General features: G+C 60.4%; 13 protein-coding genes. 6 read left to right on the top strand and 7 right to left on the bottom strand.

Annotated elements, in window-relative coordinates; genetic code table 11:
- Positions 1–102: 102 nt before the first annotated feature.
- Positions 103–2,301, bottom strand: a complete 2,199-nt coding sequence (locus BT204_RS08565; RefSeq protein WP_072446376.1) for an OsmC domain/YcaO domain-containing protein — start codon at positions 2,299–2,301, stop codon at positions 103–105.
- A 164-nt stretch (positions 2,302–2,465) separates the two neighbouring features.
- Between BT204_RS08565 and BT204_RS08560 the strand changes: the two genes are divergently transcribed.
- Positions 2,466–3,044: a cysteine hydrolase family protein gene (locus BT204_RS08560; protein ID WP_072446374.1), complete on the top strand. Its 579-nt coding sequence runs from the start codon at positions 2,466–2,468 to the stop codon at positions 3,042–3,044.
- Between the two features lie 109 nt (positions 3,045–3,153).
- Here BT204_RS08560 and BT204_RS08555 read toward each other — a convergent pair whose 3' ends face one another.
- From BT204_RS08555 to BT204_RS08545, 3 genes are read right to left on the bottom strand one after another with little or no spacing between them, the layout of a single operon-like run.
- Positions 3,154–3,603 carry an NUDIX hydrolase gene (locus tag BT204_RS08555; protein ID WP_034127586.1) on the bottom strand — a complete coding sequence of 150 codons (450 nt, stop codon included), beginning with the start codon at positions 3,601–3,603 and terminating at the stop codon, positions 3,154–3,156.
- Complete coding sequence (locus tag BT204_RS08550) at positions 3,596–4,393, bottom strand: nucleotidyltransferase domain-containing protein (protein ID WP_034127587.1); 798 nt, start codon at positions 4,391–4,393, stop codon at positions 3,596–3,598. Before BT204_RS08550 ends, BT204_RS08555 begins: the two co-directional genes overlap by 8 nt.
- The gene (locus BT204_RS08545) at positions 4,390–4,869 is read right to left on the bottom strand and encodes a P-loop nucleotide/nucleoside kinase family protein (protein ID WP_034127588.1); all 480 of its coding nucleotides are present in this window, start codon (positions 4,867–4,869) and stop codon (positions 4,390–4,392) included. Before BT204_RS08545 ends, BT204_RS08550 begins: the two co-directional genes overlap by 4 nt.
- A gap of 223 nt (positions 4,870–5,092) precedes the next feature.
- On the opposite strand from BT204_RS08545, the gene BT204_RS08540 reads away from it, so the two are divergent.
- From BT204_RS08540 to BT204_RS08530, 3 genes are all read left to right on the top strand, one after another.
- Entirely contained in the window at positions 5,093–5,416 is a 324-nt protein-coding gene (locus tag BT204_RS08540; protein WP_072446372.1) for a hypothetical protein, read from the top strand.
- Between the two features lie 88 nt (positions 5,417–5,504).
- A complete protein-coding gene (locus BT204_RS08535) occupies positions 5,505–5,930 on the top strand; it encodes a DUF2231 domain-containing protein (RefSeq protein ID WP_072446370.1) in 426 nt (141 codons plus the stop codon).
- Positions 5,927–7,219: a PQQ-dependent sugar dehydrogenase gene (locus tag BT204_RS08530; protein ID WP_014718638.1), complete on the top strand. Its 1,293-nt coding sequence runs from the start codon at positions 5,927–5,929 to the stop codon at positions 7,217–7,219. The genes BT204_RS08535 and BT204_RS08530 overlap by 4 nt, the downstream gene beginning before the upstream one ends.
- A 30-nt stretch (positions 7,220–7,249) precedes the next feature.
- Here the strand turns inward: BT204_RS08530 and BT204_RS08525 are convergent, their stop codons facing one another.
- The gene (locus BT204_RS08525; protein WP_072446368.1) at positions 7,250–8,158 is read right to left on the bottom strand and encodes a LysR substrate-binding domain-containing protein; all 909 of its coding nucleotides are present in this window, start codon (positions 8,156–8,158) and stop codon (positions 7,250–7,252) included.
- A gap of 92 nt (positions 8,159–8,250) precedes the next feature.
- Here BT204_RS08525 and BT204_RS08520 point away from each other — a divergent pair, with 92 nt between their 5' ends.
- Positions 8,251–9,234, top strand: a complete 984-nt coding sequence (locus BT204_RS08520; RefSeq protein ID WP_072446366.1) for a DMT family transporter — start codon at positions 8,251–8,253, stop codon at positions 9,232–9,234.
- Positions 9,231–10,076, top strand: a complete 846-nt coding sequence (locus tag BT204_RS08515) for an alpha/beta fold hydrolase (protein ID WP_072446364.1) — start codon at positions 9,231–9,233, stop codon at positions 10,074–10,076. Before BT204_RS08520 ends, BT204_RS08515 begins: the two co-directional genes overlap by 4 nt.
- On the opposite strand, the gene BT204_RS08510 is transcribed toward BT204_RS08515, so the two are convergent.
- On the bottom strand, positions 10,063–11,466 hold the full coding sequence (locus BT204_RS08510) for an MFS transporter (protein WP_054897349.1): 1,404 nt from the start codon (positions 11,464–11,466) through the stop codon (positions 10,063–10,065). The genes BT204_RS08515 and BT204_RS08510 overlap by 14 nt on opposite strands.
- 143 nt (positions 11,467–11,609) lie before the next feature.
- Positions 11,610–12,140: a GNAT family N-acetyltransferase gene (locus BT204_RS08505; RefSeq protein WP_054897348.1), complete on the bottom strand. Its 531-nt coding sequence runs from the start codon at positions 12,138–12,140 to the stop codon at positions 11,610–11,612.
- Between the last annotated feature and the right edge of the window lie 36 nt (positions 12,141–12,176).

The following is a 12,176-nucleotide window of genomic DNA, read 5'->3' as shown; positions in this document are numbered from 1 at the left end:
GGGAACGCATTCGGTGACGCTCTGCGTCACGCTTGGGAACGCAGAGCGTCCCTGGCTGCATTCCCACGCGGAGCGTGGGAACGATCAGTCAAGGGGCGTGTATCAGCCTTGGGTGATGTTGGCCCGCGCCGCATGCAGCTTCTTGTAGCTGTCGATCAAGCGCAAATGCCGGTCCAGGCCTTCCAGCTTCATGCTGGTCGGCGTCAGCCCATAAAAGCGCACACTGCCGTCAACCGAACCGATCACCGCGTCCATGCGCTCATTACCGAACATGCGCCGGAAGTTGGCCTCGTAGTCAGCCAGCTCGAGGTCATCATCCAGTTCCATCTCCAGCACCGCGTTCATCGCCTGGTAAAACAGGCCGCGCTCAACGGTGTTGTCGTTGTACTGCAGGAACATCTCTACGCATTCCTTAGCCTCTTCATACTGCTTCAGCGCCAGGAAGATCAGCAGTTTCAGCTCCAGGATGGTCAACTGGCCCCACGCGGTGTTGTCGTCGAACTCAATGCCAATCAACGTAGTGATATCGGTGTAGTCGTCCAGCTCACTTTCTATCAGGCGCTCGACCAACGCCTGCAGCTCCTCCTCGCTGAGGCGATGCAGGTTGAGGATGTCTTCGCGGAAAAACAGCGCCTTGTTGGTGTTGTCCCAGATCAGGTCATCCACCGGATAGATTTCCGAGTAGTCCGGCACCAGGATGCGGCAGGCAGTAGCGCCCAGGTGCTCATACACCGCCATGTACGACTCTTTGCCCATGCCTTCGAGGATGCCGAACAGCGTGGCGGCTTCCTGGGCATTGGAGTCTTCGCCCTGGCCGGAGAAGTCCCACTCGACGAATTCATAATCCGACTGGGCACTGAAGAAGCGCCACGACACTACGCCGCTGGAATCGATAAAGTGCTCGACGAAGTTGTTCGGCTCGGTGACCGCCTGGCCTTCGAAGGTCGGCTGCGGCAGATCGTTCAAGCCTTCGAAGCTACGGCCTTGCAGCAGCTCGGTGAGGCTGCGTTCCAGTGCCACTTCCAGGCTGGGGTGCGCGCCGAACGAAGCGAACACGCCGCCGGTACGCGGGTTCATCAAGGTCACGCACATCACCGGGAATTCACCGCCCAGGGACGCGTCCTTGACCAGCACCGGAAAGCCCTGGGCTTCCAGGCCTTCGATACCCGCCAGGATGCCCGGGTACTTGGCCAGCACTTCGGCGGGTACGTCCGGCAGCGCAAATTCGCCCTCGATGATTTCGCGCTTCACCGCTCGCTCGAAAATCTCCGACAGGCACTGCACCTGGGCTTCGGCCAAGGTGTTGCCAGCACTCATGCCGTTGCTCAGGTAGAGGTTTTCGATCAGGTTGGACGGGAAATACACCACCTCGCCATCGGACTGACGCACGAACGGCAGCGAGACAATGCCACGGGCTTCGTTGCCGGAGTTGGTGTCGAACAGGTGTGAACCACGCAGCTCGCCCTCGCGGTTGTAGACTTTGAGGCTGTAGGCATCGAGGATTTCACTCGGCAGCTCATCGTTGGGGCCCGGCTGGAACCAACGTTCGTCCGGGTAATGCACGAACGGCGCGTTGGCCAGGTCCTCGCCCCAGAACTGGTCGTTGTAGAAGAAGTTGCAGTTCAGACGCTCGATGAACTCACCCAGCGCCGACGCCAGCGCGCCCTCTTTGGTCGCGCCTTTGCCGTTGGTAAAGCACATCGGCGAATGGGCGTCGCGGATATGCAGCGACCACACGTTGGGCACGATATTGCGCCACGAGGCAATCTCGATCTTCATGCCCAGGCCCGCGAGAATCGCCGACATGTTGGCGATGGTCTGCTCCAGCGGCAGGTCCTTGCCGGCAATGTATGTGCCTGCTGCGGACGTGGAGTTGGGCATCAACAGCGCCTGGGCATCGGCGTCGAGGTTCTCGACTTCCTCAATCACGAATTCCGGCCCGGCCTGCACCACTTTCTTCACGGTGCAGCGGTCGATGGAACGCAGGATGCCTTGGCGGTCCTTGTCGGAGATATCTGCGGGCAATTCGACCTGGATTTTGAAAATCTGGTTGTAGCGGTTTTCCGGGTCGACGATGTTGTTCTGCGACAGGCGAATATTCTCGGTGGGAATATTGCGCGTCTGGCAGTACAACTTCACAAAGTACGCCGCACACAACGCCGACGAAGCCAGGAAGTAGTCGAATGGCCCCGGTGCCGAACCATCGCCCTTGTAGCGGATGGGCTGGTCGGCAATGACCGTGAAGTCATCGAACTTGGCTTCAAGCCGAAGGTTGTCGAGAAAGTTGACCTTAATTTCCATGCGGGCACACCAGAATAACGAGCTAAACAAATTGGCCGCCATTATGAAGCGTTTCGCCGGGAAGTCTCAGGGTTTTGCGTATGGGCTGCTGATCAGTGCTAACGTCCGCCCTGTGGGAGCGCGTTGCTCCAGTTAGATAATGTTCACCACCGCCAGGACAGGCCATGGAACCGATAGCGACGAACGCCGCACTGTTGATCATCGATATGCAAAAAGGCATGGCCGATCCCACACTAGGCCGCCGCAACAACCCAGACGCTGAGCAGCACATACAGCAATTGCTCAATGCCTGGCGCCAGGCGCAACGCCCGATCATTCATGTGCGGCATATCTCCCGCTCTGGCGCTTCGGTGTTCAGGCCAGGCCAGCCCGGCTGTGAGTTCCAGGATGCGCTGCACCCTCTGGCCCATGAGCATGTGGTGGAAAAAAACGTACCGGATGCATTCAGCGCCACGGGCCTGGAGCGCTGGCTGCACCTGCGCTCGATCCAGCAGTTGGTAATCGTCGGGGTCATCACCAACAATTCAGTGGAATCCACCGCACGCTCGGGCGGCAACCTGGGGTTCGACGTGATCGTGGCGGCGGATGCGTGTTTTACCTTCGATCAAACCGACTTGTCGGGACGGCTGTGGGTCGCAGAGGATGTGCATGCGTTGTCGCTCAGTAACTTGGCGATGGACTATGCAAGGGTGTTCAATACCGGGGAAATATTAGATCCATATAACCCGCGATGCGCTTTTTGATGCAATGCTGCACCTGTGGCGAGGGAGCTTGCTCCCGTGACAGCCCTAAAGCCGCCGCTTACCTAAATGTCGCCCCGATTCGCCTGCCCCCATCGTTCATGGAAAACGGCTAAAACACCCCGGCATCCTCCAGCATTTGCGGCAACGCCTGCGGCCATACCGTATCGCTCGTCGCGAGCAGCGCCTCTGCCGACCACCAATGATGATCCGCCATCACCTGGGTCTCCTCTACTGTCCATTCGGCCCTGGAAAGCGCGTCGCTGGATGCATGCACAACGAAGTACCGCTCTACTGCCAACACGGTTTCACCGCTGGGTAACATCAACGGGAAACTACGCTCTGCCACGGATTCCCCAACGCTGCTGACCGTGATACCCGTCTCTTCGCGCAACTCACGAATCGCGGCGCTGTGAAAGCTCTCCCCCGCCTCCACGCCACCGCCGGGCGTGGCCCAGTAATCCTGGCCGGCCAGGGCGCCGTCTTTATGCACGAAGCGAAACAGCAACACTTGCTGTGCAGGGTTGATGACCAGTAATCGTGCGGCTTTGCGTTCACGCATCTGATTGATTCCTTTCTATGAGGGCCGAAACCATCCAGCTCAGAAACGCCCGTAGGCGTGTCGTAAATGCCTCGCCCTCGGCACTCGGGTTGCGTGCCTCAAACAGGAAGTAGGCGATTTGCACGCGCATGGTCGGGTAATGCTGAACGAACAGCCCGACGTAGTCTTCCAGGGTTTGCGGCCAGGTTTGCGCATCCTCGGCTCGCAGGGTGTGGGTAGCGCGGATCAAGGCCCGCGATGCTTCCCGCTGCAGGCCAAGCCGTGTGTGTTCAGTGCTGGCCTGTTCGATGCGCAACAGGTACGCCGTCAGCGCCTGTTCAAAATCGCCGTTGACCGCCAGGGCGATGGCGCGGGACGGGCGAAACGGTTCGACGTGCAGTGACAGGTCTTCGCCCCAGAGACAGCGGCAATGATGTTTGAGCCAGAAGCCCCAACTGTTTAGGTTTTCAGGCGCCAACACCTGGGCGCGGTGACCGATATCAAAGTCGATCTTGGTGACATGGGGATGCCGTTGCTCCAAAGCGAGTCGGGCCGACTCCAATTGTTCAAGCACAGGCGCATCCGGTGGCTCGACCAGTATCAGGGAAAGGTCAAGATCAGAAATGCCGGTCTCACCTTCGCCCCGTGCGATGCTGCCATACAGGTAGATCCCGTGCAGCCCCAGCTCAGGCCGGGACAAGGTAGCGCAAACGTCCGCCAGCAGGGGCTGGAACTCCGGTTGTATAGGTCCATCAGCGACGGTGAGGATATAGCCGTCGCCATCGATGCCAGCAGGTTTTTGGGTAGTCACGGGCGATGCACCTCAATCACCAACCCTTCCTCTTCACTCGGCACACTGAAATGGCGAGTGATCAGGTCAAACTCGGCATCGGTGGCGGCAAAATCATGTTCACCTCGGGCATTGCGCGCATGCAGGCGCGCACGACAGGTGGCATCGTCCAGCTCCAGGTAATGCAGGCAGTGCGGCACCTTGGCTGCCTGGGCCAGGCCGAGTAACCATTGACGATTGGCGAGGGTATTGGCCGGAAAATCCAGCACCACATTGACGCCGCACGCCAACAGATCGATCACCAGCGGCTCAAGTACTCCACGAACCTGCTGGGCACAGCGCAGGTAGTCGGCAATGCTCTGGATCTGACCAGGGTAGAGACTGGCCAGCCACTGGTCTTCGCTGAGCACAATGGCTGCGTGCTCGGTGGCAAGGGTCTTGGCGAGTGTGGACTTGCCGGAGGCGATCTTGCCGCATAACAGGTGCAGGGTTGGCATAAAACGATTCCTTGGAGGAGCCCAACAGGATGAGTCATACAGGCATTATCGTAAACACATCCAGTTGAATCCTCGTTCCCGAGCGAGGTCACCTATCAGGAGACGACAACGCAATTGGAGGTGGTGATGAACCTTGCAATGACACTCTTCAGTCTGTTTGCCGGTTGGATGGCGATTGTGATTTCGATGCTATGGGGTGTGCTGCGAGTGCTGCGCTGGCACCATGCTTAGCACCCCGGACGGTCGCTATTTTGTGGTCAAGGGGCAGTTGTGGCGCTGTACCAATCCGGCGCTGGATGAAGCGACGCGCCAATACTGGGTCAATGAATTGATGGATGCACGCCGGGCGGTCAAGTCAGCCAAGGGCAGCGCCGACCCCGAAGCCTTGAACGCCGCCCGGCAACGGGTGCAGCGTGCCAAGGTGGCATTGGGCGAGCGTGGCCCTGTGTGGTGGGGCGATGGCAGCCCGGATTACAACCGCCGCCAGGTCAAAAATACGCCCTATTGGGCATGGTTCGAGAAACACCTCGACACGCCATCCCAGTGAACTTTCTTACAAGTGCCACGCTCCTTTCCTATGCGAAGTCAGCGCGCCCTGAGCCCAGGGTGCAGAACGATAAGGAGCCGCCACCAACATGACTACCCTCTCCACTTACCCCGTCGTCAGGCCTGGGCCGTTGCATGGCACATTGCTTGCCGGCACCGTGCCGTTGTTTCTCGGGGCCTTGCTCAGTGATATCGCCTACGGCCAGACCTACCAGATCCAATGGGCCAATTTTGCCTCCTGGCTGATCGCCGGGGCGTTGGTGTTCTGTGGTTTTGCCCTGCTGTTTGCACTGGTCAACCTGGTGCGCGCCGAACAAAAGGGCGGACGCCCGGTGGCGTACTTCCTGCTGTTGCTGGGCACTTGGGTGCTGGGGCTGGTGAACGCCTTTCAACATGCCAAGGATGCCTACGCCATGATGCCTGCTGGCCTGGTGCTGTCGGCGATCGTCACCGTGCTGGCGATTGTCGCCACCTGGATCGGCTTGACCAACCTGCGCTCAGGAGCTGCCCGATGAAACCACTCAACACACTGACCCTGCTCAGCGCCGCCCTGTTGCTGAGTGCCTGTGGCGGCGAAGGTGACAAGACCCAGGCGCGCGGCCCTGACCCCAAGCTGCCCGAACAACAAAGCAGCCTGTTGCCGAGCATGAAGATTGCCGAGCCCACGCCGTGGGGCGATCAAAAGCCCAAGGTGCCCGAAGGCTACAGCGTCACCGCCATCGCCACCGACCTTGCGATCCCGCGCCAGACCCTGGTGCTGCCCAACGGCGATATCCTGGTGGCCGAAGGCCGTGGCGGCAGTGCGGCCAAACTCAAGCCCAAGGACGTGATCGCCAGTGTGATCAAGGCCCAGGGCAACACCAAGGTCAAGGGCGGCAACCGCATTACGCTGCTGCGTGACGCCGACGGTGACGGCACCTATGAACTCAAGACGGTATTCGCCGACAACCTCAACGCTCCCTACGGGCTGGCATTCGCCGACGGCAAACTGTACGTGGCCAACCAGGACGCACTGGTGCGCTTTGACTACGCCGACGGCCAAACCAAGGCCAGCGCCCCGCCCGTCAAAGTCACCGACCTGCCGGCGCAGATCAACCATCACTGGACCAAGTCATTGGCCGTCAGTGACGACGGGCGTCAGCTGTACGTGGGCATCGGTTCCAACAGCAACATCACCGAACGCGGCATGGAAGTGGAGATCGACCGCGCAATGGTCTGGCAGATCGATGCCGCCACCGGCGCGCATAAGCCCTACGCTACGGGCCTGCGCAATCCGACGGCGCTGACCATCCAACCGGGCTCAGGGCAACTGTGGACCGTGGTCAACGAGCGCGATGAACTCGGCCCCGACTTGGTGCCAGACTACCTGACGTCGGTGCGTGAAGGTGCCTTCTACGGCTGGCCCTACAGCTACTGGGGCCAGAACGTCGACCCTCGCGCACAACCGCAAAACCCGGCCAAGGTGGCTGCGGCGATCAAACCCGATTACAGCCTGGGCTCCCATGTGGCCGCGCTGGGCGTGGATTTCTCCATCCCTGCCATGGGTGAAAAATTCGCTGACGGCGCGTTTGTCGGCGAGCACGGCAGTTGGAACCGTGACAACCCAGTGGGCTACAAGGTGATCTTCGTACCGTTCAGCAACGGCAAACCGGCGGGCGAGCCCATCGACTTTGCCACCGGCTTCCGCGGCGACGATGGCAAGACCCGTGGGCGTCCAGTGGGGGTGACGGTGGACCCCAAAGGCGCGCTGATCATTGCCGACGACCTGGCCAATACGATTTGGCGCGTCACGCGTAACCAATAACCGCAGATGACAGGGGCAGCGACGCCCCTGTCAGCCGTCACTTTGCAATTGTGCGTCAAGCCAGGCCAACAACGCCGTGACCTCCTCCCGACTGCCCGCCCCTTGCTGCCTGTAGACCGAAATAGCCTCGGGCAAAAACACGCTTTCTGCGCAGGGCCGCACCAGCGCCTCACTCTCAATCAGCCGGCTTGCGGTACGACGCCAACCCATGGCGATACCGTGCCCTTCCACGGCGGCTTGCAACATCAGCGGGTAACTGTCGAAGGTGGCACTGCGTGCATCCCTGGCCAGCGTGTGGCCGAACATCTGCAGCCACTCATTCCACTCCATCAAATGCGGAGGCTCGGAGCTGTGGTGCAGAAAGGTGCAGGGCTTTAATTCAGCCAGTGATAACGGTTGTTCCGGGCAGAGGTAGCTGGGGCTGCACACCGGGAACACCTCGTCGGAGGCGGTGAACATCAGCGTATGGCTGCCACTGGCGCGCCGGGTACTTTGCAGGGCCACATCGAAATGCCCGTCGAACTGGGTGATCGGCCGCGTGCAGGTCACCACCTGGATCTCGATCTGCGGGTATTGCTGGTGGAAGGTCGCGAGACGCGGCATCAACCAATAGAACGCCTCGCATAGCTGGCATAGCAGTACCACGCGATTTCGCTGGGGCGATGTTCTCAGGCTGACCGCGCCCTCACTGATGCTGTGCAAGGCCAGGCTGACCACCCGCCCCAGCTCACGCCCTTCTTGCGTCAGGAACACCCCACGGTTGCGCCGACAAAACAGCTTGACCCCCAGGTTGTCCTCCAGCCCGCGGATCTGCCGACTGACCGCTGCCTGGGTGATGTGCAATTCATCGGCCGCCTTGGAGAAACTCTCCAGGCGCGCCGCCGCTTCAAACGGCAGGAGGCTGGCCAGAGGCGGTAAGGTTTTGCCAAGTGCATTCATAATCTGTGGTTATGCATCCAAGGCTGAAAACTCGTTTGTAGCACAGCCGCAGCGCTGGGCACCATGAATCCCTCACTTCATGGATCAGCCTCATGACCAGCGCCCGCACCTCACTCTTTACCGGTGTGATATTTGCCGTTGTCGCCACCCTTGGCTGGGCGCTGAACTTCATTGCGCCCTACGTCACCGGCGTCTACAGCCTCTACGACTTGATGGCCGTACGGTTTCTGATGGCCGGTGGGCTGGGTCTCGTCTGGATCATGGTGTGCAGGGCGCAATTGAGTATACTCAGCACCGGCCAGTGCGTACTGGCGGCAGCACTGGGCGCACTGGGTTGCCTCGGTTATGGCGCGTGCATTGCTGCCGGCGTGATGTTCGGCGGCCCGGTGCTGACGCCAGCGTTTGTCGGCATGGTCCCGGTGCTACTGGCGTTGATAGGCAACGCCAGTCACAAGACCCTGCAATGGCGCCAGTTGGTGATGCCGTTGTCCTGCCTCACCATGGGGCTGTTGCTGGCCACGGTCAGCAGCCTCCAACTGCCCGCCTCCGGCACCGGTTCCTGGCTGGCGGCTTTGTGCTTCTCCCTGGGCGCAGTGGCCTTGTGGCTGGGGTTCAGCGTCATCAATCAACAGCAACTGGCGCGCCTGCCAGCCAGCGCAACCGGTCTGTGGACTGCCCTGATGCTGGTAGGCGCAGGCGGCGCGGCGCTGTGCCTGCTGCCATGGCTATACGCGCTGGGCTTGTTCCGGTTGCCGACCCTTGGCGCGGCTTGGAGCCAGGCATGGCCGCTGTATGCCTGGGGCCTGGGCATCGCGGTGATGTCCACGGTGGTCGGCGCCTGGGCCTGGAATGCGGCAACGCGGCGCCTGCCCATGGTACTGAGCGGTCAATTGATTGCCCTGGAATCACTCTTCGCCAGCCTGCTCGGTCTAGGCTTTCACCAGCGCTGGCCGACGCCAATGGAGGCCGTGGGCCTGGCTGCCGTGCTCGTCGGCGTGGTCATGGCGGTTCGCATCCTCCTGGCGCAGGCAAAACCCGCCACAGCCCATCAGACCTTAGGGGAGACTCAACCATGACCCATTCAAACGACGCACTGGCACTGCCTCACACCTTTGACTTCCACTATCAAACCGTGCGCTGGGGCCAGCTGGGTACCCAGGGGCCTGCGCTGGTAATGGTGCATGGCACACCGTTCTCTTCCCATGTGTGGCGGCGTATCGCGCCCTTGTTTGCCCAGCAGTACCGCGTGTTCTATTACGACCTGCTTGGCTATGGCCAGTCTGAACAGGCGCCGGGCCAGGACGTGTCCCTGGGCGTGCAAAACCTGTTGCTCGCCGCACTGCTACACCATTGGGGCCTGGAACGTCCTCATGTGCTGGCCCATGATTTTGGCGGCGCTACGGCGCTGCGTGCGCATCTACTCGATGGCTGCGACTATGCCAGCCTGACCTTGATCGACCCCGTCGCCATGGCGCCGTGGGGTTCGCCGCTGGTGCAGCATGTGCGCCGCCATGAACAGGCCTTCAGCGACGCGCCGGCCTATATCCATGAGGCGATTGTGCGTGCCTATCTACAGGGCGCCGCCTTCACGCCGCTACCTGCCGAGGTGCTGCTCGCCTACGTCACGCCCTGGACAGGCGAGATTGGCCAGCCCGCCTTCTATCGCCAGATTGCGCAAATGGACCAGCGCTATACCGACCAGATTGAAGACCGGCTCACCGGGCTGCGTTGCCCGGTGCAATTGCTCTGGGGAGAGGAGGACCAATGGATCAACGTGGCACAGGGCGACGCGCTCGCAGGTAGATTAGGTGCACGCTACCTGCGCGTCCCGCGTGCGGGGCATCTGGTGCAAGAGGACGCGCCCGAGGTCATCGTCGCTGCCTTGATGACCTTTCTAGGTGGCGTTACAGGTCAGTGATTTCCTTGTGGCGCGGCACCAGCGTCTTCATCACGCTCCAGGCCACCAGGTAAGCCAGGGCGCAGATGGCAAACATGATCATGTATCCAGTATGGATGTCGTTGATGGACTTGTAATAGTCGAACACCCAGCCACCGATCTTGGTCATGAGCACGCCACCCAGGCCACCGGCCATGCCGCCAATGCCGACCACCGAAGCCACGGTTTTCTGCGGGAACATATCGGATACGGTGGTGAAAATGTTGCATGACCACGCCTGGTGTGCCGAAGCGCCCACACCGATCAGCAGCACCGGCACCCAGAAGCTCAGGTAACCCAACGGCTGCGCCAGCAACACCACCAGCGGGAACAGCGCAATCACCAGCATGGCTTTCATGCGCCCGTCATAGGGGGCATCGCCGCGCGCCATGAAGTAGCTGGGGAACCAGCCGCCGCCAATACTGCCGACCATGGTCATGCTGTACAGCACCGCCAGCGGCATCACGATATCGGCGCCTTTCATGCCGTATTGGGCAGACAGGTAGGTGGGCAACCAGAACAGGAAAAACCACCACACGCCGTCGGTCATGAACTTGCCGAAGGCAAACGCCCAGGTCTGGCGGTAGGTCAATAGTTTGAACCAGGAGACTTTCTTCCCTGCGGTGCCCGTCGGTGCAGGGGTAAATGGTTGTACGGTCTGGTCGCTACGGATGTAGGCCAGTTCCTCAGGTGACAGGCGTTTTTGCTGTTCCGGTTTTTCATACACGGCGGCCCACACGGCAACCCAGACAAAACCCAGCATACCGATGACCATAAACGCCGCCTCCCAGCCCCACATGCCAGCAATCAGTGGCACACAGATTGGCGCCAGGATCGCACCGACGTTGGCGCCGGAATTGAAGATGCCGGTGGCCAGGGAGCGTTCTTTCTTGGGGAAATATTCGGCAGTGGCCTTGATCGCGATCGGGAAGTTACCCGCTTCGCCAATCGCCAATACCGCTCGTGAGAGCATGAAACCGGCAATGGACACCGGGATTACGGCCAGGCCAATGGCACCACTGACCGCCGCGATGCCCTCGCCCATCGGCACCGAAAACGCATGCATGATCGCGCCAGTGGACCAGATGCCAATGGCTACCACATAGGCGGCCTTGGTGCCGATCCTGTCGACGAAGCGCCCGGCAAACAGCATGGAAATGGCGTAGACAAACTGGAACACCGCCGCGATGTTGGCGTAATCGGTGTTGCTCCAGCCAAACTGCGTTGACAGTTGCGGTGCCAAGAGGCTGAGCACCTGGCGGTCGAGGTAATTGACCGTGGTCGCGAAAAACAACATCGCGCAGATCGTCCAGCGATAGCTGCCGACCGCCTGGCCGACACGAAGGGCACTGATGGGCTCGTTCAGATTCATGGCATCACTTTTTATTTTTGTTAGGTAGGACATATGTAACGTCATATGTCGTCGTACAACTGCTGGTTTTATAGCGAGACGCCCGCGCAGTGTCAATCGCAAAGATTGCCGCTTATCCAGGAATTACGTGAATTCGAAAAATGTCAGTGCTGTGCAGTTGTAGGACGACAAACCCTGAGCACTAGGCTGGGCGCTTGACCGGGGACATCATCCAGCAGGCCAAAGCGTTGCATGCCGAGCTTCTCCAATACGCGGATCGACGCAGCATGATCGGGCCGCACTAACCCGAAGACTTCCGGTAGCGATAGCGTGTCGAACGCGAGCGCCAGGGCGTCACGACCCAGCTCAGTGGCATACCCCTGCCCCCAGGCCTCCACGGCCAGACGATAGCCAAGGTTGATGCGCCGCTGCGTCAGGTAATTAAGGGGCGCGATGCCGCCAAACCCGATGATGTGGTCGGGGGTCTCTTTGCGGGCAATCGCCCACCAGCCGTAGCCCTGGGAAGCCCATTGCTCCAGCCAGTGATCCAAAAGCCGTTGTGCCGCCCTCAGGTTGGGCAGCGGGCCGGCAGGATTGAACAGGTTGGTCTGTGGATCGCCGAAGATCGCGAACAATCGCTGAACGTCTGCGGGTCGTGGTTGGCGGTAGGTAAGGCGTGAATGACTGCTTGGCATTTAAATGACTTCCCTGTTTTGCCTGACTGACAATGC

Source organism: Pseudomonas sp. NFPP02 (assembly GCF_900119355.1).
In the GTDB taxonomy this organism is placed as follows: domain Bacteria; phylum Pseudomonadota; class Gammaproteobacteria; order Pseudomonadales; family Pseudomonadaceae; genus Aquipseudomonas; species Aquipseudomonas paracarnis.
The sequence above is the reverse complement of the archived record's forward strand: the minus strand, read 5'-3'. Positions and strand labels throughout refer to the sequence as shown.

Coding starts and splice junctions, on each gene's coding strand:
- BT204_RS08565 (WP_072446376.1), bottom strand. CDS start 2,301: ATGGAAATTAAGGTCAACTTTCTCGACAACCTTCGGCTTGAAGCCAAG.
- BT204_RS08560 (WP_072446374.1), top strand. CDS start 2,466: ATGGAACCGATAGCGACGAACGCCGCACTGTTGATCATCGATATGCAA.
- BT204_RS08555 (WP_034127586.1), bottom strand. CDS start 3,603: ATGCGTGAACGCAAAGCCGCACGATTACTGGTCATCAACCCTGCACAG.
- BT204_RS08545 (WP_034127588.1), bottom strand. CDS start 4,869: ATGCCAACCCTGCACCTGTTATGCGGCAAGATCGCCTCCGGCAAGTCC.
- BT204_RS08540 (WP_072446372.1), top strand. CDS start 5,093: ATGCTTAGCACCCCGGACGGTCGCTATTTTGTGGTCAAGGGGCAGTTG.
- BT204_RS08535 (WP_072446370.1), top strand. CDS start 5,505: ATGACTACCCTCTCCACTTACCCCGTCGTCAGGCCTGGGCCGTTGCAT.
- BT204_RS08530 (WP_014718638.1), top strand. CDS start 5,927: ATGAAACCACTCAACACACTGACCCTGCTCAGCGCCGCCCTGTTGCTG.
- BT204_RS08525 (WP_072446368.1), bottom strand. CDS start 8,158: ATGAATGCACTTGGCAAAACCTTACCGCCTCTGGCCAGCCTCCTGCCG.
- BT204_RS08520 (WP_072446366.1), top strand. CDS start 8,251: ATGACCAGCGCCCGCACCTCACTCTTTACCGGTGTGATATTTGCCGTT.
- BT204_RS08515 (WP_072446364.1), top strand. CDS start 9,231: ATGACCCATTCAAACGACGCACTGGCACTGCCTCACACCTTTGACTTC.
- BT204_RS08510 (WP_054897349.1), bottom strand. CDS start 11,466: ATGAATCTGAACGAGCCCATCAGTGCCCTTCGTGTCGGCCAGGCGGTC.
- BT204_RS08505 (WP_054897348.1), bottom strand. CDS start 12,140: ATGCCAAGCAGTCATTCACGCCTTACCTACCGCCAACCACGACCCGCA.